This window comes from Halomonas huangheensis (genome assembly GCF_001431725.1).
Lineage (GTDB): Bacteria > Pseudomonadota > Gammaproteobacteria > Pseudomonadales > Halomonadaceae > Halomonas > Halomonas huangheensis.
In genome coordinates this window covers 300,327-326,467 of record NZ_CP013106.1, presented here as the reverse complement: position 1 = coordinate 326,467, position 26,141 = coordinate 300,327, and the positions used below count along the sequence as shown (strand labels likewise).

Below are 26,141 nucleotides of genomic sequence, written 5' to 3'. Positions count from 1 at the left end.
TAGTACAACCATAGAAAGACGCTATCACAACCTGTTGTGAGCACAGGGATTTCCAGAAACTGACCAGATGCCGTTGAACTCGACATTGGTATTACCAATTATTGAGAGCTAACATGTAGCGCTGAAACCTCTATATCTGCAAGCTCAGGATTGTGCCCATGGCTTACCACCCCCTTCGGCAGCCACGTCTGGCCGATGTTATTACCGAGCGCCTCGAAGCGTTGATTCTCGAGGGTAGCCTGACTCCTGGGCAGCGCCTTCCACCAGAACGAGAACTGGCAGAGCGTTTTGGCGTCTCGCGTCCCTCGTTGCGCGAAGCGATCCAGAAGCTGTCTGCTCGTGGCCTGCTGATCAGTCGCCAGGGCGGTGGCACCTATATCAGCGAATCACTCAACAGTGGTTACAGTGATCCGCTTCTGGAAATGCTCGAGCGCCATGGAGAGTTTCATCTCGACCTGCTCGAATTCAGAGATGCCATGGAAGGGCTGTCTGCCTACTATGCGGCGATGCGCTCCACTCCCACTGACAAGGCTCTATTGCTGCAACGCTTCGAGGAATTGGAAGCCTGCTTCATCGGAGAGAATCCGCAACAGGAAGCCAAGGCAGATGCTGCCTTCCATATGGCAATTGCTGAGTCTGCACACAACGTTCTTCTGCTACACACTATTCGTGGCATCTTCCACCTGCTGGAGCGTAGCATTGTCGATAACCTTGCCCACCTCTTCGAGAAACCCGACTCGAGGCCCAAGCTGATGGAACAGCACCGCGCACTGCTGGATGCCATCCTCGAAGGGCGTCCCGAAGATGCGCAACGCCTGGCCCACGAGCATCTGGTATTTGTCGAGGAGGGCCTGCTGGAAATGGAGCGTGCCGAAACCCGCGCGCAACGCTCGCTACGACGTGCCCAGGTCATGCCACCAAGGTCCCGCTGATACCATGCGCCAGTCGCTACCCCGTCATTCACGCAAACTACTGTGGCTGCTGATTCCAGCCGGCTTCGCAGTCGTCCTGTGGCAAACCGCCCAGATGGCTCGCGAGTCCGCGCTCGACTCACTGCAACAGGATGCCGAAGACGAGTTGCGCCTCTCTGCTGTTGGCCTCACCGGCCACTTGTCGCGCCATGAGTATCTTCCCGAACTGCTGGCAACGCGTGAAATCATCAAGCGTTACCTGAGTGGCCCTCCCCATCAGGACCTGATGCCACTTAACCTACTGCTGGACCGCTTTCGCAGCACCACTGGCGTCTCCGATATCTACCTTCTTGATAGCCAAGGCACCACGGTCGCGGCCAGCAACTGGCACAAGCCCGACACCTTTCTCGGCGTGAACTATCGCTTTCGCCCCTATTACCAGGCGGCCATTGCCGGTCATCAAGGACGCTTTCATGGTCTTGGCGTCGTCTCCGACAATCGCGGGTACTACTTCTCCTCACCAGTGTGGCTGGATGATCTCAACCCGGACTCGGCCCCGGTCGGGGTGATGACCGTCAAGGTCTTGATCGACGATATTGAGTCGAGCTGGCAGAGCCCCGACACCGAGCTGTTGATCGTCGATCAGAACGACATCGTGTTCATGGCAAGCAATCCTGATCTGCGCTTGCGCGCGCTCTCTCCAATCAGCGACGAACGTCGTGCTCAGCTGCGCAGTAGCCGCCGTTACGCCGATGAACCTCTGCTCGCTACCGGGCTTGAGGAAACTCAACGGCTCGGTAAAGACAGCCAGTTGGTTACCTTCGGCAGTGGACCGCTGGCCGGGAGCAACTACCTGAGTTTGATACGCGACCTTCCTCAGCTTGGCTGGCAGATGCATATCCTCAAGCCACTCACCCCGGTCGTCGAAGCCCAATGGCTGGCAATGATGCTTTCCGGCGGGCTCTACGGCATCCTGGTGCTCGGCGTCGGTATCGGCTGGCAGCGACATCGCCTGCGTCGTGAACGAGAGAAATTTGCCAGCCGTGAGCGTGCGACCCTCGCCCAGGCACGTGACGAGTTGGAGCGCAATGTCACTCGCCGTACTCAGGACCTGGTCGCCGAGATTGAAGAACGTCGACGCGCCGAAGCCAGCCTTCGTCAGACGCGCGACGAGCTGGTCCAGGCTGCCAAACTGGCCGTTCTTGGCCAACTGGCGGCAAGTATCAACCATGAGCTCAATCAGCCGCTGGCGGCCATTCGTGCCTATGCCGAGAATGCGCGTGCCTTCATCACTCGCCAGAAGTGGGAAACCGCCGATGCCAACCTCGAGCAGATCGTCGAACTGACCAGGCGTATGGCAGATATCAGTGCTCAATTGCGTCAGTTCTCGCGCAAGAGCGACGATCAGACCAGTGCAGTATCCGTATCCTCCTGTTTCGACTATGCGCTGCGGCTGTTCCAGGCGCGGATCAAGGAACATGGTGTCGAGATGCGTTACCCATCCGACAGCGAAGAGCTGTGGGTCATGGCCGATCTTGTGCGCCTCGAGCAGGTGTTGGTCAACCTGATCAGCAATGCCCTGCTGGCCATGAGTGGAACCGAAAACCCGCGCCTGACCTTCGGCGCACAGCGTGACGGTGACATGGTGCATGTATGGCTGGACGACAATGGTCCTGGTATTCCCGAAGAACAGCGTCAACATATCTTTGAGCCCTTCTACACCACTCGGCCCCCCGGCTCCGGACTAGGTCTGGGGCTGTCGATCTCGGCACGCATCATCGATGACTTCGGTGGTCGCCTGTCGGTTGCAGAATCACCTGATGGTGGGGCACGCTTCATCATCGCGCTGCCTGAAGCATCAGAGCAGCGTCGCCAACGATCGGTTCTGCCATCTTCGACAGCAGGCTGAATTCACCCACTATCGCCGCCAGGAAGCCAACCTGATATGGACGACACGCCCCCCGTAATGGTCATCGACGATGAGGCCCATCTACGCATCACCGTCGGCCAGACCCTGGAACTGGCGGGGTATCAGCCGCAGCCCTTCGACAATGCCCAGCAGGCTCTGGACAACCTCGATCGAGACTTCAGCGGAGTATTGATCAGCGACATTCGCATGCCAGGCATGGACGGCATGGCTCTGCTGCGAGAACTGCGCCAGCGAGATCCAGACCTGCCGGTGGTATTGATCACCGGGCATGGCGATATTTCCACCGCGGTGGAGGCCATGCGCGAAGGCGCCTGGGATTTTCTCGAGAAACCCTTCTCGGGGGATCAGCTCGTCGAAGTGGTACGACGCGGCATCGAGAAACGCCGGCTGAGTCTCGAAAATCGCTACCTCAAGGCCGAACTGGAAGCACAGCAATCGGCCGCCGGCCCACGCCTGGTCGGTCGCACGCCAGTGATCAAGCATCTCGCTTCCATGGCGCAGCGCATAAGCCAGGTCGAAACCGATGTGCTGCTGTTCGGTGAGACCGGAGCCGGCAAGGATCTGGTGGCACGTGCCATTCATGAGCGTAGTGCGCGCAGTGCCCACCCCTTTGTCGCCATCAACTGTGGCGCCGTGCCAGAGAGCACCATAGAGTCCGAGCTGTTCGGTCACGAGAAGGGGGCCTTTACCGGCGCCGTGGAACGGCGCATCGGCAAGTTCGAGTACGCGCAGGGAGGCACCGTATTCCTCGACGAAATCGAGTCGATGCCACTGGCATTGCAGGTCAAATTACTGCGAGTCCTTCAGGAACGCATGGTGGAACGCCTTGGCAGCAATACCCCCGTCGAGTTGAATATCCGCGTGATCGCGGCCACCAAGATCGACCTCAAGGCTGCTTCCGAAACCGGTGAATTCCGCGAGGACCTCTATTATCGGCTCAATGTCGTAACGCTGCCGATTCCGCCGCTGCGCGAACGACTCGAGGACATTCCGCTACTGTTCCAGCACTTCGCTGCCGTCGCTGCCAGCCGCAGCGGCATGGAAGCACCGCCGCTGGATGCCGGCTCGGTATCGGCACTGCTGGCACATGACTGGCCGGGCAATGCCCGTGAGCTACGCAACCTCGCCGAGCGTTATGTACTGCTTGGCGTGACCTGCGACTATCGACTCGACAGGCTGATGGAAGGCAGCGACAGTGAGTCTGGCGAGCTACCCCTGCCCCGCCAGGTGGAACTGTTCGAGAAGCAGTTGATCAGTCAGGCGCTGGTCCGCCATCAAGGACGTATCAACGAAGTCTGCGAACAACTCGGGGTGCCGCGCAAGACCCTCTACGACAAGCTGCGCAAACACGACCTCAAACCAGATAACTTTCGTCAACACGATAGAGAAAGCCAGCCTTGATGCATGGCATCAGGATGGCATCAAACCGTACAGCGCCGATGCCGTGCTTTCCGCCATACCGTAGAGCACACCGAACCCCGGCAGCCAGGGGAACAGAAACAATGCGATACACAGCATGGCCAGACTGGCGCCCAGATCGCTGACATCTATCGGCTTCAGCGCAGTACCGAACGAGCGCTTGAGCCGCGCGCCACTCAAGTCAACGCTATACAGCTCATCAAGCAACAGATGAATGATAAAGCCGGCGAACAGCGCCAGCCCATGCATCCAGGCCAGCGTCTCAGGGCGCTGAAAGAGCCCGAAGCTCACCGCACTGGCTGCCAGGCCACAGGTCAGTGCCGCCAGCAGTGAGTGCCATATCCCACGGTGCACGGTGAACCGCGCAAAGACCGCGCTGGCCAGATAGCGCACCGCCACATAGATCGCACCGCAGACCAGCACCAGCATCCCCGCCACCATTTTGTCCTGCAGCATCACAGCACCCGCCACCACGGCGGGAACCGCCAGCAGATTGAAGATCAGGCGAATCGAGGTCGAGGTATCGGAGTCAATATCTGGAAGAATGCCACCGAACGTGGTCAGCGCCAGCACCGGCAGGCTCTGCATGAAATCCCATAGCCCCGCTTGCCATCCAGCGTGAGCGATCACTGCACCACCGGCGGCGGCCACACTGATGTGGGTGCGAAAGTTGGCCATACCGGGCGATTTCCTGAGTCAAGAATGAATACTGGATAAATGACCAGATTATCGCCCATAAGTTCAATGGAAAACAAACAGTTGGGAACGTTTTCTTGTGGACCTCGAAACCATCGGGCCGCGAACAGTTCAGTTCGCTAGATACTGGTCCTTGAGCTTGACATAGTTCCCTGCCGTATAGGGGAAGAAGCGACGCTCCTTGTCCTTGAGCGGACGCAACGCCTTTGCCGGGTTGCCGGCATAGACATGACCACTCTCCAGGCGTTTACCGGGAGGGACCACGGCTCCGGCGGCAATGATCACTTCATCCTCGACCACCGCGCCATCCATGACGATCGCGCCCATCCCCACCAGAATACGATTGCCCAGCGTGCAGCCATGCAACACCGCCTTGTGGCCAATAGTGACATCTTCGCCAATGGTCAGCGGGAAACCATCGGGGTTGAAGTCACTGGCGTGGGTAATATGCAACACACTGCCATCCTGCACGCTGGTTCGCGCACCGATCCGGATGCGGTGCATATCGCCACGAATCACCGCCATCGGCCACACAGAACAATCGTCTCCCAGCTCGACATCTCCCAGCACCATGCACTGCGGATCGATATAGACCCGCTCGCCAAGCTGCGGGGAAACGCCCTGCCAGGCTCTGAGTACCGGATATTGCGGTGTTGTCGTCATCACTTCTCCTCCTGCAGCAGCCAGCGGTCACCACCGGCTACTGGGTCATGGGTATTGATATTCCAGTGGTGAGGCCTAGTGGAACAGGGGACTGATCAGCAACAACACCACCAGTGGGATCGACACCCAGCGTACCACGGCGCGCCAGACCCGAAAGCCATTGGGCCCAGCGTCCAGAGCACGCAGAGCCTCCTGCTGTGGCATGACCCAGGCGGCAAAGATGGCGATCAACAGACCGCCCAGCGGCAGGAAGATCTCAGGCGGAATGGTGCTGACCACATCGAAGAAGTTCATCGACCCAATCACGTGGAAGTCACTGAGTGTCGAGAACGAAGCCACGCACAGCAGGCCCACCAGCCACACACAGATACCCACCACAAGTGCAGCCACTGGGCGCTTCAGGCCCCAGCCGACCAGCGTCGAGACCATCGGCTCGGCGAGATTGATCGATGACGTCCAGGTGGCCAGCAACAGCAGCAGGAAGAACAGGCCCAGCCAGAAGGCCCCCATCGGCAGGTCGGCGAAGGCCACCGGTAACGTGATGAATACCAGTGCCGGCCCTTCCCCCGGATCCATACCCTGGGTAAACACCACCGAGAAGATGGCAATACCAGCGAGCAATGCCACCAACACATCAAGCACCGCCACCGCCGCTGCCGCACCAGGTAAACTCTGATGATCAGGCATATAAGCGCCGTAAGCCATCAAGGCACAGGCGCCTACCGCCAGCGTGAAGAAGGCATGGCCCATGGCGTGGATAAAGACCATCGGCGTAACCGCCGAGAAGTCGGGTGTGAATAGCCATGCCATGGCCGGGCCGAAGCCATCCATGCTCACAGCATGACCCGCAAGCACAATCAGCAACAGATACAGTAGCGGCATCAACAGGTTATTGAGCCGCTCCAACCCCTTGGACACACCACAGGCCACCACTGCCATGGTCATGACCAGGAACAGCGTATGGTTGAAGGTCATTCGGGCAGGGTTCGCCAGGAAGTCGTTGAAATAGGCGCCTATCTGAGGAGCTGTCTGACCACTGAAGGAACCACGGAAGGCATGGACCATGAAGTCAATCGACCAGCCGGACACCACCGAATAGAACGATAGAATGCAGAACACCGTGAAGGCACCGAACAGGCCCAACCAGCGCCAGCCAGTATTGCGCCCGGCACGGCTGGCCAGGTAGCCCAGTGATTGCATGGGGCTGCGACGTCCCGCGCGCCCGATCATGATCTCGGCCATCATTACCGGCAAGCCCAGCAGCACGACGAAAACCACATACAGCAGCAGAAACGCCGCGCCACCGTTCTCGCCAGTGATATACGGGAATCGCCAGATATTTCCCAGCCCCACTGCCGCCCCTGTTACGGCGAGAATAAAGGCTCTGCGTGAACTCCAGCGTTCCAGCGTCTGATTCATCTTGTTGCGATGCCCCACTGTTCTTTTCGAAGGAAGTGCTTTTCCAGGGAAGTGCGATTTAAAGGCCGCAAGACTAGCACATTGAAACCCGTGCCAGGTGCCCGCATTTATGGATAGCCAACGATGTCATGCCCTGCTGTCTCAAACACAGCGCTATCATGACCACCAGAATTCTGCCGACGAGGTGCCCATGTCCCACAATCCGTTGCTTGAACGCCACTCCCTCCCACCCTTCGGCGATATCCGTCCGGAGCATATTGCCCCTGCCATCGATGCTCTTCTTGAAGAGTTGCGTGAAGGAGTGGAGGCGCTGGTCGCCCGAGCCGAGCAGCAAGCACCAGACTGGGACAGCCTCGCCGCACCTCTGGAAGCTCTCAATGACCGCCTGTCCCAGGCCTGGTCGCCTGTGTCGCACCTCAATGGCACCATGAGCACCCCGGAATTGCGCGAAGCGCACGACGGCTGCCTGCAGAAGCTTTCCGACTACAGCACCTGGCTGGGTCAGCATGAGGGGTTATTCCGAGCCTGGCAGGCACTACGGGATGGGCCAGCATGGCCTGACCTGAGCGAAGCTCAGCAGCGGGCAGTCGACAATGCGTTGCGAGATTTCCGTCTTGCTGGCGTTGATCTGCCACCAGAGAAGAAAAAACGCTCGGCGGAGATTCGTTCGCGCCTGTCATCACTGTCCAGCACCTTCTCCAACCAGTTGCTGGATGCGACCCAGGCGTGGTCGCTGGACCTGGACGATGACAGTCGACTCAAGGGACTACCGGAAAGCTCGCTGGCCACTCTCGCAGCCAATGCCGAAGCCAAGGGTCATAGCGGGTTTCGTATCACTCTCGATTTCCCCAGCTTTTATCCGGTCATCAGCTATGCCGATGATCGTGAGCTGCGGCAGGAGGTATACACCGCCTTTGTCACCCGTGCCTCGGACCAGGGACCCCATGCAGGCAAGTACGATAACGCCCCGATAATTGAAGAAACACTGCGCCTGCGCCAGGAACTCGCCGGCCTGCTGGGCTTTTCCAGCTACGCCGAATATTCGCTGGCGACCAAGATGGCTGACAGCGCCTCCCAGGTACTGGGCTTTCTCGACGACCTGGCAGCACGCGCTCTCCCCCAGGGCCGTGAAGAGTTTGCCGAGCTTGAACGCTATGCTCGCGAAGAACTGGGGCTAACCGAACTGGCACCCTGGGATGTCGGCTACGTCAGCGAAAAGCTACGCGAAGCCCGGTACGCCATTTCCCAGGAGCAACTGCGTCCCTACTTCCCGGCCCCCAAGGCTGTCTCAGGCCTGTTCGCCGTCGTTGAGCGGCTTTATGGAATCCATATCAAGGAAGACACTTCCGCGCCCAGCTACCACCCGGATGTGCGCTTCTATCGACTGTTCGAGAACCAGACCCCGATTGCCGGCTTCTACCTCGACCTTTATGCCCGCGAGGGCAAGCGCGGTGGTGCCTGGATGGATGAGTGTCGCGTTCGCCGCCGTGAGAACGGCGAGCTGCAATTGCCGATAGCCTACCTGACCTGCAACTTCACACGCCCGGTGGGCGACCAACCGGCGCTGCTTACCCATGATGAAGTGACCACCTTGTTCCATGAATTCGGTCATGGGCTGCACCATATGCTGACCCGCCAGGACGTCGCAGATGTCTCCGGCATCAACGGCGTTGCCTGGGATGCCGTGGAACTGCCGAGTCAGTTCATGGAGAACTTCTGCTGGGAGCGCGAAGGACTGGATCTGATTTCCGGCCATGTCGACTCCGGCGAGCCTCTGCCTCAGGAGCTGTTCGACAAGCTCAACGCCGCGAAGAACTTCCAGTCGGCCATGGGCCTGCTGCGACAGGTGGAATTCTCGTTGTTCGATTTCCGGCTGCACCTGGAGCTGGAGGCACCTTCTGCGACAGATGTGCAAGCACTGCTCGATAGCGTGCGCGAAGCCATTTCGGTAGTGCCGAAAGCCGAGTTCAATCGTTTCCAGAACGGCTTCTCACACATCTTTGCCGGAGGTTATGCCGCAGGCTACTACAGTTACAAGTGGGCGGAAGTGCTGTCTGCCGACGCCTGGAGCGCTTTCGAGGAGGCGGGTATTTTCGATCAGGAGACTGGCTCACGTTTCCGTCGTGAAATTCTCGAGGCCGGAGGTGCGCGTGATGCCGCTGAACTGTTCCTGGCCTTCCGTGGACGCGAGCCGAGCATCGATCCGCTACTGCGTCACAGCGGCATTCGTGCCGCCTGATACACTTACCAGTGGCCACCCTTCCACTCGGTGGCCACTACCGGAGGCCCTGATGGCTGTTGTAAAGCGCTTTATTGCTGGTGTCGTTTGTCCTCGCTGCGCGGAGATGGACCGCATCCGAGCCTGGGAGCAGAACGGTATTCGTTACCGCGAGTGCGTCAATTGTGATTTCTTCGAACAGCTGGCAATCGAGGATGATGCCATCGACGAACTGTCCACGCGCGTCAATCAGCCGCGTGAAAGCTCGCCGAGCGACCAGCTACAACCGGTCAGAATCCTCGACCCCAGCACACGACACTAAGCTCTTGAACCCCGGCTCTTGAAACCCGGCTCTTGAAACCCAAGCTCCAGGATCCTGACTACAGGACCTGGACGCCAGCCATTCACACCAATCCCAGCGGATGCTGTTCCAACGGACGGTGTCCGTCTCCCTTGCTGCCTTTCTTCCCCGTTCTTGCCTGGCTCTTTGCCCCCTGAATTCGGCACGCATGCCGTCAGCGTGCGGAAATCCACACACTGAGTCCGCCCAAACGTGCGGACTTCCAGAATCTCACCACTGAATCCTTTTCGACTTTTGTCGAACAAACTTATTATTCTTTATTGTTTTTAAATGTAAAAAAATGCCTTGGCATACCCCTTGCGTTACAAAAGTGTTACCGGCGGCTCCTCGACTCGAGGGCCGCGAACACGACATAACCACAATCGCATCGCAATGGGAGATATTCCATGAGCACCACTACCCGGATCATTACTGGCGCGCTCGCTTCGACTTTACTGATCGCCGGCACCGCTCAGGCTGACCGTGAAGACTGGCCGCAGAGCTTTACCGTGGGTACCGCCAGTCAGGGCGGTACCTACTTCGTATACGGTTCTGGTTGGGCCAACCTGGTGGCGGACCAGTTGGACATTTCCGGCGGCGGCGAAGTCACCGGTGGCCCGACTCAGAACCTGGCGCTGGTGCACGGCGGCGACGTTGCCTTCGGTCTGACCACCATGGGCCCTGCCGCCGATGCGGTCGACGGTAAGAGCCCACTGGCTCCCGGCGTTGCGATGGACAACGTCTGTGCGCTGTTCCCGATGTATGAGACGCCCTTCTCGATCACCACACTCAGCGACAGCGGCATCACCTCAATCTCCGAGATCCCGGACGGTGCACGTATCGGTTTCGGCCCGGCAGCCTCCACCTCCGACACCTACTTCCCGGCGATTCTCGAGGAGCTCGGCGTTGACTTCGAGCGTCGCAACGGCGGCTGGTCCGACCTTGGCGGACAGCTCCAGGATGGCCTGCTGGATGTGGTCGCTTTCGCTGCTGGCATCCCGATTCCCGCGGTCAGCCAGCTTGAGGTACAGACCGACGTCAACATCATCGAGTTCACCGAGGAAGAGCAGCAGAAGGTCATGGACAAATTCCCGGTGTCCGATTTCAGCATCCCGGCCAGCACCTACACCACGCTTGACCACGACGCACGCGCGGTTTCCATGTGGAACTTCGCCATCGCCGGCTGTGATCTGCCGGAAGACTTCGTCTACGAAGTCACCAAGGTGACCATGGAAAACAATGACAAGATGATGGACGTGCACCGCAGTGCGGCGACCACCATTCCCGAGAACATCAAGTACAACACCGTACTGCCGTTCCATCCGGGTGCCGCTCGCTGGTACGAGGAAAACGGCTATGAGATCGACCCTGCTCTGATCAAGCAGTAATCGCCTGAATGAGTCGGTATCCGGCACTCAGTTCGTTGCCGGATGCCGTCCAGCTGCTTTTCCCAAGGTACTGACGCATGTCCCATACTCCCGAAAACTCTCAGCACGATCGTCTATCCGAACAGGAAGCCTCTCCGGTGTTGGTGGAAGGTGTCGACGACGAACCTGTCGAGGCCAATCGCCGACTTTACGAAGGCTGGAAATGGTGGCTGTTCGGCGCCCTTGCCGTCGCCTATGCGAGCTTCCACCTGATATCGCTGAACCTCTATCCGATCGAGACCTGGTCGTTCCGCATTCTGCACGTCTGTGGAGCGCTGGTACTGGGCTTCGGTCTCTATGCTGGCTCACGCTTTGCAGAGGAAGGGAAGTCCACGGGGTTGCGCTGGCCGGACCTGGCCGCTCTTGTACTGCTGGTGCCTGCGGCCTACGCCCTGATCCGCTCGATCATGATGTACTACACCATGGCGGACGGCGCATTGCGTATCGATCCTGTCATCGAGAACTGGCACTATGGCGCGCCACTGATCGCCGCCACCTGTGGTGCCATTCTGTTGTCCTGGGTACCGGGCCAGGCGCGTGATCGCCTGGTAGTGGCTGACATCGTACTGATCCTTGGTTCGGTCGCAGTCACAATCTATCTGCTGACCGTCTTCAACAGTCCGCTACGCGCCTCCACCGGTACTTCATTTGCGCCCATGGGCATTACCTGGGCTGCCATCGCCGGTTCGCTGTTGATTCTCGAGATGACCCGTCGCGTCGCCGGTCTGGCACTGGTGGCCATTGCCGTCATCTTTCTTGGCTATGTATTTCTCGGCCCGATGCTACCGGGCTTCCTCGGCTATCCGGGCCTCGGACTCGGTCGCTTCTTCAGTCAGGTCTACACCGATGCCGGGATCCTCGGCCCGACCACTGCAGTGTCCTCGACCTACATCATTCTGTTCATTATCTTTGCCGCCTTCCTGCAGGCCTCGAGGGTCGGTGACTATTTCGTCAACTTCGCCTTTGCCGGTGCCGGTCGTGCCCGTGGTGGCCCCGCCAAGGTGGCAATCTTCGCCTCAGGCCTGATGGGCATGATCAACGGCACCAGTGCCGGTAACGTGGTATCCACTGGTTCACTGACCATCCCGTTGATGAAGAAGGTCGGCTACCCTGCACGCAGTGCTGGTGCCATCGAGGCGGCCGCTTCCACCGGTGGCCAAATCATGCCGCCGATCATGGGAGCGGGCGCCTTCATCATGGCCGAAGTGACCGGGATTCCCTACACCGAGATCGCGATCGCTGCGCTTATCCCTTCGATCCTGTACTTCGCCTCGATCTACTTCATGGTCGACTTCGAGGCCGCGCGCAAGGGCATGCGCGGCATGCGCAAGGATGAGATTCCGCAGTTCTCGAAACTGGTCAAGCAGGTCTACCTGTTCGCCCCGATCATTATCCTGATCGCCGCTCTGTTCATGGGCTACTCGGTCATCCGTGCCGGCACCCTGGCAACGGCATCCGCGGCAGTGGTCAGTTGGCTATCGCCCTACCGCATGGGCGTACGCGAGATCATCAAGGCTCTCAACCTCGCCGGCACCATGGCGATCCAGATCATCGCCGTCTGTGCCTGCGCCGGCCTGATTGTTGGTGTCATTGCGCTGACTGGTGTCGGCGCCCGGTTCTCGTCACTGTTGCTTGGCCTCGCCGGCGTCAGCCAATTACTGGCGCTGTTCTTCGCCATGTGCATCAGCATCCTGCTGGGGATGGGTATGCCGACAACCGCCGCCTATGCCGTGGCTGCCTCGGTGGTCGCTCCAGGTCTGATCAACATCGGCATCGAACCGCTGATCGCACACTTCTTCGTATTCTACTTCGCGGTGGTCTCGGCGATCACACCACCGGTGGCATTGGCATCCTATGCGGCCGCTGGAATTTCCGGCGACAACCCGATGGGCACATCGGTAGCCTCGTTCAAGATCGGCCTCGCCGCCTTTATCGTGCCGTTCATGTTCTTCTACAGCCCGGCCATGCTGATGGAAGGCAGCTGGTTGCAGATCCTGCGCGTCGGTCTGACCGCAACTCTGGGCATCGTCCTGCTCGCCGCCACGGTTCAGGCCTGGTTCTTCGGACCGGTCAAGGCCTGGCAACGGCTGGTGATGCTCATCGGCGCACTGTTCTTGATCTACGGCGGTATCTACACCGACGTCGCCGGTCTGGTCATCGCTGGCGCGTTGTTCGCCATGCAGCGTGCTCGAGGCAACGGCGCCAGACCGGCAACCTCAAGCTGAAGCTCTAATTGGCGTAAAAAGAAAGGACCCGGTAGCTTTTGCTACCGGGTCCTTTGCGTGTCCAGCGTTGTTGTTGTGCGGTTGCATCGTACGACGCGGTGCTGCCTCAGCGCGTCGAACAGATGTTGTCGACGACCTTGAGTGTCGGAGCAGCCTGATTGAGCGTGTAGAAATGCAGGCCCGGTGCTCCACCATCCAGCAGGCGTTGGCACAGGCGCGAAATCACTTCCTCACCAAAGGCGGCAATCGACTCGCTGTCATCTCCATAGGCTTCGAGCTGCTTGCGAATCCAACGCGGGATTTCAGCGCCGCAGGCATCGGAAAAACGCGCCAGCTTGCTGTAGTTGGTAATCGGCATGATCCCCGGCACGATCGGGGTTTCGACACCCAGCTGGCGAGCACGCTCGACGAAGTGGAAGTAGGAGTCGGCGTTGAAGAAATACTGGGTGATAGCCAGATCGGCGCCCGCGTTCACCTTGCGCGCAAAGTTCTGCAGATCGGCTTCGAAGCCCGGTGCCTGAGGGTGGGACTCGGGATAGGCCGCGACGGCAACCTGAAAGTGATTTCCGGTTTCCTCACGGATGAACTCCACCAGTTCGTTGGCATAACGCAACTCGCCAACCCCACCCATACCAGATGGTAGATCACCGCGCAGTGCCACCAGATTGTCGATGCCCTGGTCCCGATAGCTGTGCAGCAAGTCACGCAGCTGGGCCTTCTCGCTGCCCACACAGGACAGGTGCGGCGCCGTGGAAATACCACACTGACGAACCGCATTGACGGTATCGATGGTGCGGTTCTGGGTCGAACCACCGGCACCATAGGTCACCGAGAAGAAACGCGGGTTGCGCTCGGCCAGCATGTCGCGGGTATGCATCAACTTTTCACGCCCGGCGTCGGTGTTGGGCGGGAAGAATTCAAAGCTGATACCCAGCGGATGCTCTTGTGCGCTCATTGCATGTTCCTCGTCGCAGCTGTCGGCGGCATGAAATCGGATCATTATGTGGATGCGCAATCGACCCCGCGGCATCCTTGAAGTGTGACCATTGTGACGACTGCTGGACGAGTCGACCAATGAAAGTTTCACCGGACACTATCAATTCCATTCATATAAGAACCGGCCGGTAAATATCCATATCTTATAAAGGCCAGCGATCTGAAGACGTCGCTGGCGATCCAATGACAACAGCCGCGAGTCTCGGCATCATGATCCCTCTCTGGATAAGGACATCATCGCATGGCACTCGACCCTACCGCCCTGATGGGCCCCCTCTGGACATTGCTCTCTTTCGTGGCGCTTGGTGTGCTTGCGGCGCGTCGCCTGAAGGTCGACCCACGCCCGATTGCCACGCTCCTGATCTACCTGATCGCCCCACTGACATTCTTTCGTGCTCTGGTACTGGGCGGACCGACACCCGCCTGGCTGGGCCTTACCGCCTCACTGTTCGTTCTCGCCAGCCTGGTGGCGCTAGTGGTCAATGCGCTGGCCAAACGCTGGCTACCGGATGAAGAAGGCGCAGTGCTGGCCTTCTCTGCCGGCACCGGTAATACCGGGTACTTTGGCCTGCCAGTGGCACTGGTACTGCTGCCACCGGAGGGAGTGACCGTTTACCTGTTCTGCGTACTCGGCGTGACGCTTTATGAATTCACTGTCGGCTTCTATCTGAGTGCTCGCGGACGCTTCTCGGTGCGTGACAGTCTGTTGAAGATCGCGCGTCTGCCGCTGATCTATGCCTTTCTTGCCGCGCTGCTCGTTGAAATGTTGGGGATCGAGGTGCCCAGTACGATCACCGAGGCGCTGAATGTGTTCCCCTCCACCTATACCCTGCTGGGCATGATGATCATCGGCATGACACTGGGTCGGGTATCGCTACGCTCGCTGGACGGGCGCTTTATTGGTGCCTGCGTAGGCGTGCGTTATCTACTCTGGCCGGCACTGATGCTGGGTGCTGTACTACTGCTGGACAGTGTTGTCGGGCTCTCGCCGGACCTGCGACTGGCTCTGCTGTTGGTAGGCGTGGTGCCAATGGCCGCCAATGTCGTGGTGGTGGCCATGGAGCTGGGCATTGCACCGGAAAAGGGCGCCCTGGCGGTGCTGATCACTACCCTGGCCGCCCCTGTCGTGATTCCACTCTACCTCAGTGGCATGCTGGCCATCGTCGGCTAGCAAACTCCCCCTATCCGACGGCTCAGAGCGAAAAGTCCGGCGCGACCAATACTCGGCGACCGGACTCCCGCGCTCTCAGTCGTTCGACATATGCCTGCACTCGTGGCACATCAGCGACCAACGCCTGAGCATCTGCCTGTCTGAGCAGGTAATCCAGCATCGGTGCCGCCAAGGCATCTGCAATACTGAACTGATCGCCAATCAGGAAGCCCTCCTCACCCAACTGGCGCTCCATTATCGCCAGCACCTTTGCAACACCGGGTTCGGCATCGCTGAGTCGTTGCCTGTTGACCTCTCCGCCCTGGAACAGTGGCTTGATGATCTCCAGCAGATACTCACGCACCACGGCTCGATCAACCTGACTGGCACAGGCCGAACTCCACTGGTCGATCAAGGCGAGCTGCGCACTATTCCCGGACTGCAGTTCGGGGCCTTCGAATTCACGGTCCAGATAACGCAGGATCGCCACGGTCTCGAAAATCACCAGTCCATCATGCACCAGCACCGGCATCTTGCCGAACGGGTTAAGCTTCTCCAACGCCAGCGTTCCCGGTGCGCATTGCTCGCCTTGATATTCCATGCTCTGACGAAATTCGATCCCCTTCTCGTAACAAGCCAGCATGACGCTACGCACGAAGTTACTGAACGAAGGTCCTATAATCTGCACTGATGCCATGGCGGGTTTCCTCGCTGTCAGTGACGGCGCCTATCACCGTCTTGCTTCTCCAGTCTGGTCGCGACCACAATATGTTCAAGAACATATTCCCTGTTCTCTCACGACTGGAGTGATCGCCATGCCCTGGAATGCCCAACACAAGGAAACCAGCCGCGCCCGAATTCTTGACGCAGCAGCAGGCTGCTTCACATCCAGAGGATTCGACGCGGTCAGCATTGATGAAGTGATGAGTCAGGCGGGCATGACGCGCGGTGCTTTCTATGCCCACTTCTCCAGCAAGGCAGACCTGTATTCACAGGCCATCCGCCGGGCCGCCGAGAATGGTGCGCACCATCTCGACCTGCTGACAACTCCTCAGCAGCGAATAGATGCTTACCTCAGCCAATCGACCAACCATCATGATGCCGCCTGTCCTCTGGCCTGCCTCGTCAGTGATGTGGCCCAGCGCGATGACCAGGTTCGTGCGACCTATACCGCGCTGCTGGAAGACTTTCTGCTGCGTTTCCAGACCGACGCCGATGACACATCAGCGCGCCACCAGGCCTTGATGCAGGCCGTGGCAATGATCGGCAGTCTAGCCATGGCACGCACCGTCGATACCCCGGAACTGGCCGCAGCACTGCTCGATGCCGGACGCGACCTGGCCGTCAGGGCGGTACCCGACATTGGAAGGACTCAGGCGCCTGCCAGTACGCCGGAAGCCTGAGTAGCCATCACCGGCTCATGCTCGATCACTCGACCTTGCCAGTCGATCAGCGCCAACTGGCCATCATGGTTCTCGATCAGAGCAGTGCAGTGCTCAACCCAGTCACCATCGTTGCAATAAAGCACACCATCACGGGCACGGAAACCGGCCTGGTGTATATGGCCGCCGACATAGCCATCGAGCCCCTCTCGTGCCGCCTGATGCAGAGCGGCCTGCTCGAACTGCTCTACATAACGCTGGGCGGCGCCGATGCGTCCCTTTACTGCCGCCGATAGCGACCAGTACGGCATACCCAATGCAGAGCGTGTCTTGTTGCACCAGCGATTCAGTGACAACACGAACTGATGCATGCCATCGCCCAATGCCATCAGCCAGGGCGCCATGCGCACATGGGTATCGAATTCATCGCCATGGCTGACCAGCAGTCGTCGACCATCCGCAGTCTCGTGGATATAGCGACGCTCGATACTGACCCGATGCACCTTGAGCCCACATAGACGCCGCATGGCAGCATCATGATTGCCGGGGATATAGATGATCTCGCAGCCACTGCGAGTCAGGCGCAGGATGCGCGCCACCAGACGCTGCTGCTCAGCGGGAAGCGCCGCCCGGCGATGCATGGCAATCAGATCAATGACATCACCAACCAGATAGAGTCGCTCAGGTCGCACGCGGCGCAACAAGCGCGACAGTAGCACGGCCTGACAATCCCGAGTGCCGAGATGCAGATCAGAGATGAACAGGGTGCGTGGCGTAAGCGTGGTGGCCATGGGCATTCTCCTGGTTAGGCGAGCCCAAGCCTGACAAACCGCCATGACGTCACCATGGCGGCCAGATGACGATTCGGTGTACAGAAGACAGAAGACAGAAGACAGAAGACAGACTGTGAGCCGTGGGAAGAGGCTGCCAAGCTACAGTCTGTTCTCTTCCCTCTTCCCTCTTCCCTCTTCCCTCTTCCAACTTATCGCCCGCTTCAGTATCTATAATGCTCCGGCTTGTAGGGCCCCTCCGGGGCCACGCCGCAATATTCGGCCTGCTCTGCAGTAAGTTGAGTAATGACTCCACCGAACCCCTCGACCATATAGCGGGCGACTTCCTCATCCAGTTGACGGGGCAATACCGTTACTGCGATCGCCGCGGACCGCTGCTCCTGTGGCAGATCGGCGAAGCGCTGGGTGTAGAGATGCATCTGTGCCAGTACCTGATTGGCAAAGGAGCCGTCCATGACTCGCGAAGGATGCCCCGTGGCGTTGCCGAGATTGACCAGACGCCCCTCGGAGAGCAGGTAGATGACATTGCGGCTGGCGGGGTCGAAGTCACCACCCGGTACGATATCGCGGTAGACACGATGTACCTGAGGCTTGACCTCCTCCCAGTGCCACTCTCGGCGCATGAACGCCGTATCGATCTCACTGTCGAAGTGGCCGATATTACAAACCACCGCACCATTCTTCAGCGCTTCCAGCATGGCGGCATCACAGGCACTGACGTTGCCGGTGGCGGTGACCACCAGGTCGATCCTGCCCAGCAAATCCCGATCAACGCTCGCCTCACCCTGGTTGATACCGTTGCGGTGCGGTGAGACCACTTCATAGCCATCCATGCAGGCCTGCATGGCGCAAATAGGATCAATTTCGGCTATCCGCACAATCATGCCTTCCTGACGCAACGATGCTGCTGATCCCTTGCCGACATCGCCATAGCCCATGACCAATGCCTGCTTGCCTGCCAGCAGATGGTCGAGGGCGCGTTTGATGGCATCGTTGAGGCTGTGGCGGCAGCCATAGCGGTTATCGTTCTTGGACTTGGTCACTGCATCATTGACGTTGATTGCCGGAACCTTGAGTTCGCCACTGCGTGCCATGTCCAGCAGACGGTGCACGCCGGTGGTGGTTTCCTCGCTGATGCCGTGAATCGCCGCCAGCAGCTGCGGGTAACGTTCATGCAGCACAAGGGTCAGGTCTCCACCATCATCCAGTACCAGATTCGGGGTCCAACCATCCGGGCCCTCGATGGTCTGCTCGATGCACCACCAGAACTCCTCCTCGCTCTCACCCTTCCAGGCAAATACCGGAATCTGTGCCGCGGCAATGGCCGCAGCCGCATGGTCCTGGGTCGAGAAGATATTGCAGGACGACCAACGCACCGAGGCGCCGAGATCAATCAGGGTCTCGATCAACACCGCAGTCTGAATGGTCATGTGAATGCAGCCGGCAATACGCGCATCCTTGAGCGGCTGTTCATCGCGATATCTCGCACGTATCGCCATCAGCGCCGGCATCTCGGTCTCGGCGATGCGAATCTCGCGGCGGCCCCACTCCGCCAGCGACATATCCATGACGCGGAAATCATCGTAGGAAGGATCAACTGCAGTGAGCTGGGAAGTGTGGCAGTGAGACGGAGGTACCGAAGTCATGCTTATCTCCTGGCTGGTCGATATGCATACCTCACTATAGGCACTGCTCGAACTCCATGCAGCCGGTATGTGTCGGGGGCGCAAAACCGACCACACCGTCATCCGCCAGTATAGCGGCCAAGGTCTGAACCTCGGGATCGGATACAAACTGCATCCAGCGTTTGGCAGTGACCTCGCCAACACCCGGATAGCGCTTCCATTGCTCCGCACTACGCTGTTGCAATGCTGACCAGGTTGTTAGTCCATGACCGTTCGGCAACGGAGGCGCGCCCAGTGCGATCAGCCACTGCTCGAAACTACGCTGTTGCGCCTCGTCAAAACTGATGAGTATGGCCTGCGCTCGCTGTTGTCCCACGCCGGTCAATCGAGCAAGCTGACCAGCATTCAGCTTGCGCCAGTCGAGCAGCCCCTGGACCAGGCCAGCATTGACCAGCCTCCGCCAGGTAGCGGGACCAATCCCCCGCAGCTGTAACGCCGAACCACCGCTCAACCAGTCCAGGCGCGCCAGAAACTGCTGACCACAGCCTGGCTCGGGATGCCAGCAACTCAGCGGGTGATAATCCTCGGCCAGCGGCGCTTGCACGCTATACCGTGGCTCACCACGCCAGGCAACGCTCTTGATTTGCGGAATGATCAATCCAGCAGTCTCGATGATAGCCTGATCTCCCGGCAGCAGATCGAGTGCTCTCCAGTGGTCGAGACTGCCCAGACCAACGCGACGCAAGGTGCGTCCATCCACCTCCACCGGATAAAGCTTCGCTACCGGCGTGATGCGTCCGGTACGCCCAATGCTGAACTCGATATCGCGAACCTGAGCGAGGACTTCGCGTGCTGGGTACTTCCATGCCAGCGCCCAATCTGGTGGCTGAGGCAACCAGTGTCGTCCACTCGGCCGAGTGGCGGCATGCAGCACTACACCATCCGTCGCGAAGGGCAACGGCGAGGTATACCACTGTCGACGCCAGTGGGCCGCCGATGCAAACCCCTCCAGCGGTACACTGAAGCGTCTGACGTCCTCGAAGCCCAACTGAGCCAGCCCTGCCAGACGCTCGTCCATCGCCTCCGGCCCTGTCGGCCAGCCCCAGGCAAACAACCCTATCTGCCGACCGATATCTGGCGTCAGCTGTTCACGCGCCATCCAGCCAGCAACCCTGGAGCGAGCTCCAGCGGTCCCCTCCTGTTGCTGGCGATGACCGGCAAGGCGCTGATACAGCTCACCCTGCACCACCAGCTGCTCAGCATTCGCGTTATCGAAACGACTGACATCCAGCTGCTGTGGTACCGCAGCAATCACCTCAGCATGGCGCGTCCAATCCTGTCCGGTGCGCCCATCACCCCGGCTGATCAACTGCACCAACTGCCCCCGCCGGTAGACCAGGGTTACCGCAACGCCATCGACCTTGGGCTGCACCCAGGTCGGTGCATGCCGTGCCAACCAGACAGCAACCTCACCGTCCGTAGCCGCCTTGTTCAAACCCGTGTGGACAACGGGATGGTTCAGCGTTGTGGATAGAGACGGCAACAACATCGCCCCGAGCCTTGGGCTCGGCAGCCTGTCGACCACCTCGGGAAAACAGCTCGACCACTGCCGGTAATCGGCCCGGGCCTGATCGTAGATATCATCGCTGACCGGCGATGAACCATCGCGGCGATAGGCGAGGTTCCAATCCTGCAAACGCTGCCCGAGTTCCGTCAGTTGCTTCTCAGCATGCTCACTGGCCCATTGCGGACAAGCGGCCGCCACCGGCGACGCCATCAGCGGCGATGCCATCAGCGACAACGCCATCAGCAACAATGCCGCCACCAATAAAGCCACCCTCAACCACCTGGCAGCCATCACTCGAGTCATTGCCCAACGAGCACGTATGGATTTACAGATACACATGGATTTACAGGTGCGCATGATTCCCTCCCTGGCGTCAGCACGTACCTGATTCTTGATGCTAGCCAGGAACAAATATCGTGAGCACATCAATGCGCGGCAGGGTAGAGAACTTCAACAATAGAGAGCGAGCAGGCAAAGCATCGATGTTCCAGAACAATAGAGACCCAGAAACAACAATGCCCCGCCGATCACTCGACGAGGCATTGCGGGTTACCTGAAGGAAAGATTACAGACCAGCGGCCTTGCGCAGCGCGTCGGCGCGGTCAACCTTTTCCCAGGGGAAGGCGGTGAAGGTCTCGGTATGACATTGACCTTGCGTATCAGTCCAGCTGTAGCTGGTTTCGAAAGGCTCACGACCGAAGTGGCCGTAGGCGGCAGTCAACTGATACATGGGATGCAGCAGGTCAAGCATGCGGGTGATGGCGTTGGGACGCAGGTCGAAATGCTCGCGCACCAGATGCACGATACGCTCATCTTCGATCTTGCCGGTACCGAAGGTATTGACCGAAACCGAAGTTGGCTCGGCAACGCCGATGGCGTAGGACACCTGAATCTCGCAACGCTCGGCGAGGCCGGCAGCCACGATATTCTTGGCTACATAGCGGCCGGCATAGGCCGCGCTACGGTCAACCTTGGACGGGTCCTTGCCGGAGAAGGCCCCGCCACCATGGCGCGCCATACCGCCATAGGTATCGACGATGATCTTGCGTCCAGTCAGACCGCAGTCACCCACCGGGCCACCAATCACGAACTTGCCAGTCGGGTTGATGTGGTACTGGGTGGTCTCGGACAACCACTCCTTCGGCAGCACCTGCTCGATGATCTCGCGCTTGACCATCTCGCGTAACTGCTGCTGATCGATATCCGGATCATGCTGGGTCGACAGCACCACGGCTTCCACTGCGCAGGGCTTGCCGGCCTCGTCATAGCGGAAGGTCAACTGGCTCTTGGCGTCGGGGCGCAACCACGGCAGCAGGCCATTACGACGCAGTTGCGCCTGCCGCTCGACCAGCCGATGGCTGTAATGGATCGGCGCAGGCATGAAGGAGTCGGTCTCGTTGGTCGCGTAACCGAACATCAAGCCCTGATCACCCGCCCCCTGGTCTTCCGGCTTCTCACGGTCGACTCCCTGGGCGATCTCGAGACTCTGCTTACCGATCAGATTCAGAACACCACAGGTTCCACCGTCGAAACCGACATCGGAAGAGGTATAACCGATATCCAGAATGACCTTGCGCACCAGGTCTTCCAGGTCCACCCACGCGGAGGTGGTAATTTCGCCGGCAACGATGGCCACCCCGGTCTTGACCAGCGTTTCACAGGCAACGCGGGCATTCTTGTCCCGCGCAATCAGAGCATCCAGCACCGCATCGGAAATCTGATCGGCAATCTTGTCCGGGTGACCCTCGGACACGGATTCGGAGGTAAACAGGGAGTATTCGCTCATGGCGTCCTCGACCCTCGGTAGGCTATACGACTGGCGGGTCTTTGCATTCAACAATTCGACCGGGCGGGATTCTACACTTTCACGGCGCCGCTGCCCAGCGACGGGCCCTACAGTCAATTTGATGGTAGAGGCATTTCCGGCGACAATACCCTTCTACCGATAGCGCCGCCTACCCCTATCCGGCGCCCAGATGTCCCGACGTATACTCCGTCCATTGCTACGACGGCGTGCGTCAGCCATTGCCACTTTGCCGCAGGCGAGGAGCCCTCAATGCCGTCCCGTTTCGAACTGGCCAATGCCATTCGCGCCCTATCCATGGATGCTGTCCAGAAGGCCAATTCCGGCCACCCCGGCGCCCCCATGGGCATGGCCGACATCGCCGAAGTGCTGTGGAACGACTATCTCGTCCACAACCCGACCGACCCGAAATGGGCGGATCGCGATCGCTTCGTGCTGTCCAACGGCCACGGCTCGATGCTGCTCTACTCCCTGCTCCACCTCAGTGGCTACGAGCTGGGCCTCGAGGATCTCGCCAACTTCCGACAGCTGCACGCGAAGACCGCCGGGCATCCCGAGTACGGTTATGCCCCCGGCATCGAGACCACCACCGGTCCGCTGGGCCAGGGCCTCGCCAATGCCGTCGGCATGGCCATCGCCGAGCGCACACTCGGCGCCCAGTTCAACCGTCCCGGCCACACCATCGTCGATCACTACACTTACTGCTTCCTCGGTGATGGCTGCCTGATGGAGGGCATCTCCCACGAGGTGGCCTCGCTGGCCGGCACTCAGAAGCTCGGCAAGCTGATCGCCTTCTACGACGACAATGGCATCTCCATCGACGGCGAGGTCGAGGGCTGGTTCACCGACGACACCGCCAAACGCTTCGAGGCCTATGGCTGGCAGGTAGTCCCCGCCGTCGACGGTCACAAGCCCGACGAGATCAAGGCCGCCATCGAGATGGCGCGTGCCCGGGACGATCGCCCGACGCTGATCATCTGCAAGACCATCATCGGCTTCGGGGCGCCCAACAAGCAGGGCAAGGAAGAGTGCCACGGGGCCGCACTGGGCGAGGCCGAGGTGGCCGCCGCTCGCGAGCAGCTCGATTGGCCGCATGCCCCCTTCCATATCCCCGAGGACTTCTACCAGGCCTGGGATGCCAGCGAACGTGGCGGCAGGCAGCAGGCCGACTGGCAGGCACGCTTCGAGCGTTACCAGCAGGCCCATCCGGAGCTGGCACGTGAATTCCTGCGCCGTCAGGCCGGCACCCTGCCCAGCGAGCTCAACTGCGCCGCACAGGTCGAGGCTGCACAGGAAAAAGGCGAGAGCATCGCCTCACGCAAGGCCTCGCTCAACTGCCTCAATGAGCTGGGACCGCAACTGCCGGAACTGCTCGGCGGCAGCGCCGACCTGGCACCGTCCAACCTGACCTTCTGGAATGGCGCGCAAGCCATCACCACCGAGGACGCCAGCGGCAACTACCTGCACTACGGCGTACGTGAGTTCGGCATGGCGGCGATCATGAACGGTATCGCCCTGCATGGTGGCTTCGTGCCCTATGGCGCGACCTTCCTGATCTTCATGGAATACATGCGCAATGCCGTGCGCATGGCGGCATTGATGGGCCAGCAGACGGTGTATGTGTTCACCCACGATTCCATCGGCCTGGGCGAGGATGGACCGACCCATCAGCCGATCGAACAGCTGACCAGCCTGCGTACCACGCCCAACCTCAGCACCTGGCGTCCGGCCGATGCGGTCGAGACCGCCGCCGCCTGGGGCTATGCGATCAAGCGCTCCGCCGGTCCCACTGCACTGGTGCTGTCGCGCCAGGGCCTGCCGCACCAGCAGCGCAGCAAGGCACAGGTCGCCGACATTCAGCGTGGTGGTTATGTGCTCAAGGACTTCCTGAAGGACGAGAACGGCACACCGGAACTGATCCTGATTGCCACCGGCTCCGAAGTCGGGCTGGCGATGGATGCCGCCGCGAAGCTGGCGGAACAGGGCAAGCAGGTGCGCGTGGTATCAATGCCGGCCACCGATGTCTTCGACAAGCAGGATGCCGATTACCGTGACTCTGTGCTGCCACGCGGCGTTCGCGCCCGTCTGGCCATCGAGGCCGGTCATCGCGACTTCTGGAACAAGTACGTCGGTCTCGACGGCGATGTGGTCGGCATGACCACCTACGGCGAGTCCGCGCCTGCCGGCGACCTGTTCAAGCACTTCGGCTTTACCGTCGACAACGTGGTGGAAAAGGCCCAGGCACTGCTGGGTTGATATGACTGAGGCGAACCTGACCAGCTACGCCTCACTGAGTCTGGTTCGCAGCACTGCAGCCACATACAACAAGGCCACGGCGAGCAATCGTCGTGGCCTTGTTGTTATGGAACATCTGTGTTCTGGAACACCTGAAACGCTAGCACGGGCTATCGTCAGGCGATGCTGACATCCGGCGCCAGATAAACATCCTGGATGGCATTGAGCAGCTCAACCCCATCGCGCATTGGCTTCTGGAAGGCCTTGCGCCCGGAGATCAGGCCCATGCCACCGGCCCGCTTGTTGATCACCGCGGTTCGCACCGCTTGTACGAGGTCGCCCTCGCCACTGGACGCCCCTCCGGAGTTGATCAGTCCGGCACGGCCCATATAGGCGTTGGCGACCTGATAACGCGCCAGATCAATGGGGTGATCGCTGGTCAATTCGGAATAGACCTTATCGTGGGTGTGGCCGAAGCCGATGGTGCGATAACCGTCGTTATTCTCCGGCAGCTTCTGCTTGACGATGTCCGCCTTGAGCGTCGCGGCAAGATGCACGGCCTGGCTGGTCAAGTCCGAGGCCACATGATAGTCGGTGCCTTCATGCTTGAAGGCCGGGTTGCGTAGGTAGGCCCACAGCACCGTGACCATCCCCAACTCGTGAGCGCGTTCAAAGGCCGCGCTGATCTCCATGATCTGCCGGCGGCTTTCCGGCGAGCCGAAATAGATGGTGGCTCCCACTGCGACGCAGCCCATATCGAATGCCTGATCGACTTCAGCAAACAGCGTCTGGTCGTACATCGCCGGATAGGTCAGGCTTTCATTGTGGTTGATCTTCAGCATCATCGGAATACGGTGCGCATAGCGGCGCGACACTGAAGACAGCACACCAAGCGTCGAGGCGACAGCATTACAGCCACCCTCGACGGCCAGCTCACAGATATTGGCCGGGTCGAAGTAGATGGGGTTGGGAGCGAAGGAAGCCCCGGCGGAGTGCTCGATACCCTGATCGACCGGCAGAATGCTCAGGTAGCCGGTACCACCCAGACGACCGTGATTGAACATCGACTGCATGCTGCGCAATACCGCTGGAGAGCGGTCGGAATCCATCATCACGCGGTCGACAAAGTCAGCGCCAGGCAGGTGCAGTTGATCCCTCGGTACACCCCGGCACTCGTGGGTCAGCAGGTCCTCGGCCTCGGCTCCCAGCCAACTGGCGATATCACTCATCCTTAATCTCCCTATGGTTCCAGCGGGTTACACGATAATCTTGGAAAACAGTAACCTTGCAAAGATGCATTGGCATTGCAATTGATCTTCACAGAGTAGCGGATGACGCACTGC

General features: G+C 59.7%; 20 protein-coding genes. 10 read left to right on the top strand and 10 right to left on the bottom strand.

The window, feature by feature from the left end; translation table 11 throughout:
* The first annotated feature begins 158 nt into the window (after positions 1-158).
* Genes AR456_RS01515 through AR456_RS01505 form a run of 3 tightly spaced genes read left to right on the top strand, consistent with a single transcriptional unit; the run spans position 159 to position 4,242 of the window.
* The gene (locus AR456_RS01515; RefSeq protein ID WP_021819039.1) at positions 159-932 is read left to right on the top strand and encodes an FCD domain-containing protein; all 774 of its coding nucleotides are present in this window, start codon (positions 159-161) and stop codon (positions 930-932) included.
* A gap of 4 nt (positions 933-936) precedes the next feature.
* Positions 937-2,820 carry a sensor histidine kinase gene (locus AR456_RS01510; protein ID WP_021819040.1) on the top strand — a complete coding sequence of 628 codons (1,884 nt, stop codon included), beginning with the start codon at positions 937-939 and terminating at the stop codon, positions 2,818-2,820.
* A 36-nt stretch (positions 2,821-2,856) separates the two neighbouring features.
* Complete coding sequence (locus AR456_RS01505) at positions 2,857-4,242, top strand: sigma-54-dependent transcriptional regulator (RefSeq protein ID WP_031207860.1); 1,386 nt, start codon at positions 2,857-2,859, stop codon at positions 4,240-4,242.
* A gap of 9 nt (positions 4,243-4,251) precedes the next feature.
* On the opposite strand, the gene AR456_RS01500 is transcribed toward AR456_RS01505, so the two are convergent.
* From AR456_RS01500 to AR456_RS01490, 3 genes are all read right to left on the bottom strand, one after another.
* Positions 4,252-4,938 carry a metal-dependent hydrolase gene (locus AR456_RS01500; RefSeq protein WP_021819042.1) on the bottom strand — a complete coding sequence of 229 codons (687 nt, stop codon included), beginning with the start codon at positions 4,936-4,938 and terminating at the stop codon, positions 4,252-4,254.
* Positions 4,939-5,067: 129 nt separating this feature from the next.
* Positions 5,068-5,619, bottom strand: coding sequence for a gamma carbonic anhydrase family protein (locus AR456_RS01495; protein WP_021819043.1), 552 nt, complete (start codon positions 5,617-5,619; stop codon positions 5,068-5,070).
* A gap of 75 nt (positions 5,620-5,694) precedes the next feature.
* Entirely contained in the window at positions 5,695-7,038 is a 1,344-nt protein-coding gene (locus tag AR456_RS01490; protein WP_031207863.1) for a sodium-dependent transporter, read from the bottom strand.
* Between the two features lie 190 nt (positions 7,039-7,228).
* On the opposite strand from AR456_RS01490, the gene prlC reads away from it, so the two are divergent.
* From prlC to AR456_RS01470, 4 genes are all read left to right on the top strand, one after another.
* The gene (gene prlC, locus AR456_RS01485; RefSeq protein WP_031207864.1) at positions 7,229-9,277 is read left to right on the top strand and encodes an oligopeptidase A; all 2,049 of its coding nucleotides are present in this window, start codon (positions 7,229-7,231) and stop codon (positions 9,275-9,277) included.
* Between the two features lie 52 nt (positions 9,278-9,329).
* Positions 9,330-9,578 carry a YheV family putative zinc ribbon protein gene (locus AR456_RS01480; protein WP_021819046.1) on the top strand — a complete coding sequence of 83 codons (249 nt, stop codon included), beginning with the start codon at positions 9,330-9,332 and terminating at the stop codon, positions 9,576-9,578.
* Between the two features lie 425 nt (positions 9,579-10,003).
* The gene (locus AR456_RS01475) at positions 10,004-10,984 is read left to right on the top strand and encodes a TAXI family TRAP transporter solute-binding subunit (protein ID WP_021819047.1); all 981 of its coding nucleotides are present in this window, start codon (positions 10,004-10,006) and stop codon (positions 10,982-10,984) included.
* Positions 10,985-11,061: 77 nt separating this feature from the next.
* A complete protein-coding gene (locus AR456_RS01470; RefSeq protein ID WP_021819048.1) occupies positions 11,062-13,248 on the top strand; it encodes a TRAP transporter permease in 2,187 nt (728 codons plus the stop codon).
* 106 nt (positions 13,249-13,354) lie between these two features.
* On the opposite strand, the gene metF is transcribed toward AR456_RS01470, so the two are convergent.
* Positions 13,355-14,203 (bottom strand): methylenetetrahydrofolate reductase [NAD(P)H], encoded by an 849-nt coding sequence (metF, locus tag AR456_RS01465; RefSeq protein ID WP_031207866.1) that lies wholly within the window; start codon positions 14,201-14,203, stop codon positions 13,355-13,357.
* A gap of 282 nt (positions 14,204-14,485) precedes the next feature.
* Between metF and AR456_RS01460 the strand changes: the two genes are divergently transcribed.
* Positions 14,486-15,415, top strand: coding sequence for an AEC family transporter (locus AR456_RS01460; RefSeq protein WP_021819050.1), 930 nt, complete (start codon positions 14,486-14,488; stop codon positions 15,413-15,415).
* Positions 15,416-15,437: 22 nt separating this feature from the next.
* Here the strand turns inward: AR456_RS01460 and AR456_RS01455 are convergent, their stop codons facing one another.
* The gene (locus AR456_RS01455) at positions 15,438-16,091 is read right to left on the bottom strand and encodes a glutathione S-transferase family protein (RefSeq protein WP_021819051.1); all 654 of its coding nucleotides are present in this window, start codon (positions 16,089-16,091) and stop codon (positions 15,438-15,440) included.
* A 118-nt stretch (positions 16,092-16,209) separates the two neighbouring features.
* Between AR456_RS01455 and AR456_RS01450 the strand changes: the two genes are divergently transcribed.
* On the top strand, positions 16,210-16,797 hold the full coding sequence (locus tag AR456_RS01450; protein WP_021819052.1) for a TetR/AcrR family transcriptional regulator: 588 nt from the start codon (positions 16,210-16,212) through the stop codon (positions 16,795-16,797).
* Here AR456_RS01450 and AR456_RS01445 read toward each other — a convergent pair.
* The 4 genes from AR456_RS01445 to metK form a co-directional block, all read right to left on the bottom strand.
* Complete coding sequence (locus AR456_RS01445) at positions 16,767-17,567, bottom strand: UDP-2,3-diacylglucosamine diphosphatase (protein WP_021819053.1); 801 nt, start codon at positions 17,565-17,567, stop codon at positions 16,767-16,769. The genes AR456_RS01450 and AR456_RS01445 overlap by 31 nt on opposite strands.
* Before the next feature lie 203 nt (positions 17,568-17,770).
* On the bottom strand, positions 17,771-19,135 hold the full coding sequence (ahcY, locus tag AR456_RS01440) for an adenosylhomocysteinase (protein WP_031207871.1): 1,365 nt from the start codon (positions 19,133-19,135) through the stop codon (positions 17,771-17,773).
* 112 nt (positions 19,136-19,247) lie between these two features.
* On the bottom strand, positions 19,248-21,116 hold the full coding sequence (gene ligB, locus AR456_RS01435; protein WP_236995529.1) for an NAD-dependent DNA ligase LigB: 1,869 nt from the start codon (positions 21,114-21,116) through the stop codon (positions 19,248-19,250).
* A gap of 208 nt (positions 21,117-21,324) precedes the next feature.
* Complete coding sequence (metK, locus tag AR456_RS01430; protein WP_021819056.1) at positions 21,325-22,545, bottom strand: methionine adenosyltransferase; 1,221 nt, start codon at positions 22,543-22,545, stop codon at positions 21,325-21,327.
* Between the two features lie 270 nt (positions 22,546-22,815).
* On the opposite strand from metK, the gene tkt reads away from it, so the two are divergent.
* The gene (tkt, locus tag AR456_RS01425; protein ID WP_056932989.1) at positions 22,816-24,819 is read left to right on the top strand and encodes a transketolase; all 2,004 of its coding nucleotides are present in this window, start codon (positions 22,816-22,818) and stop codon (positions 24,817-24,819) included.
* A 155-nt stretch (positions 24,820-24,974) separates the two neighbouring features.
* Here the strand turns inward: tkt and AR456_RS01420 are convergent, their stop codons facing one another.
* Positions 24,975-26,027 carry a class I fructose-bisphosphate aldolase gene (locus AR456_RS01420; RefSeq protein WP_021819058.1) on the bottom strand — a complete coding sequence of 351 codons (1,053 nt, stop codon included), beginning with the start codon at positions 26,025-26,027 and terminating at the stop codon, positions 24,975-24,977.
* Positions 26,028-26,141 lie beyond the last annotated feature (114 nt).

What these genes read in the sequence shown, in the direction of transcription:
- AR456_RS01515 (WP_021819039.1), top strand. Translation starts at nt 159, where the DNA reads ATGGCTTACCACCCCCTTCGGCAGCCACGTCTGGCCGATGTTATTACC.
- AR456_RS01510 (WP_021819040.1), top strand. Translation starts at nt 937, where the DNA reads ATGCGCCAGTCGCTACCCCGTCATTCACGCAAACTACTGTGGCTGCTG.
- AR456_RS01505 (WP_031207860.1), top strand. Translation starts at nt 2,857, where the DNA reads ATGGACGACACGCCCCCCGTAATGGTCATCGACGATGAGGCCCATCTA.
- AR456_RS01500 (WP_021819042.1), bottom strand. Translation starts at nt 4,938, where the DNA reads ATGGCCAACTTTCGCACCCACATCAGTGTGGCCGCCGCCGGTGGTGCA.
- AR456_RS01495 (WP_021819043.1), bottom strand. Translation starts at nt 5,619, where the DNA reads ATGACGACAACACCGCAATATCCGGTACTCAGAGCCTGGCAGGGCGTT.
- AR456_RS01490 (WP_031207863.1), bottom strand. Translation starts at nt 7,038, where the DNA reads ATGAATCAGACGCTGGAACGCTGGAGTTCACGCAGAGCCTTTATTCTC.
- prlC (WP_031207864.1), top strand. Translation starts at nt 7,229, where the DNA reads ATGTCCCACAATCCGTTGCTTGAACGCCACTCCCTCCCACCCTTCGGC.
- AR456_RS01480 (WP_021819046.1), top strand. Translation starts at nt 9,330, where the DNA reads ATGGCTGTTGTAAAGCGCTTTATTGCTGGTGTCGTTTGTCCTCGCTGC.
- AR456_RS01475 (WP_021819047.1), top strand. Translation starts at nt 10,004, where the DNA reads ATGAGCACCACTACCCGGATCATTACTGGCGCGCTCGCTTCGACTTTA.
- AR456_RS01470 (WP_021819048.1), top strand. Translation starts at nt 11,062, where the DNA reads ATGTCCCATACTCCCGAAAACTCTCAGCACGATCGTCTATCCGAACAG.
- metF (WP_031207866.1), bottom strand. Translation starts at nt 14,203, where the DNA reads ATGAGCGCACAAGAGCATCCGCTGGGTATCAGCTTTGAATTCTTCCCG.
- AR456_RS01460 (WP_021819050.1), top strand. Translation starts at nt 14,486, where the DNA reads ATGGCACTCGACCCTACCGCCCTGATGGGCCCCCTCTGGACATTGCTC.
- AR456_RS01455 (WP_021819051.1), bottom strand. Translation starts at nt 16,091, where the DNA reads ATGGCATCAGTGCAGATTATAGGACCTTCGTTCAGTAACTTCGTGCGT.
- AR456_RS01450 (WP_021819052.1), top strand. Translation starts at nt 16,210, where the DNA reads ATGCCCTGGAATGCCCAACACAAGGAAACCAGCCGCGCCCGAATTCTT.
- AR456_RS01445 (WP_021819053.1), bottom strand. Translation starts at nt 17,567, where the DNA reads ATGGCCACCACGCTTACGCCACGCACCCTGTTCATCTCTGATCTGCAT.
- ahcY (WP_031207871.1), bottom strand. Translation starts at nt 19,135, where the DNA reads ATGGATATGTCGCTGGCGGAGTGGGGCCGCCGCGAGATTCGCATCGCC.
- ligB (WP_236995529.1), bottom strand. Translation starts at nt 21,116, where the DNA reads ATGCGCACCTGTAAATCCATGTGTATCTGTAAATCCATACGTGCTCGT.
- metK (WP_021819056.1), bottom strand. Translation starts at nt 22,545, where the DNA reads ATGAGCGAATACTCCCTGTTTACCTCCGAATCCGTGTCCGAGGGTCAC.
- tkt (WP_056932989.1), top strand. Translation starts at nt 22,816, where the DNA reads ATGCCGTCCCGTTTCGAACTGGCCAATGCCATTCGCGCCCTATCCATG.
- AR456_RS01420 (WP_021819058.1), bottom strand. Translation starts at nt 26,027, where the DNA reads ATGAGTGATATCGCCAGTTGGCTGGGAGCCGAGGCCGAGGACCTGCTG.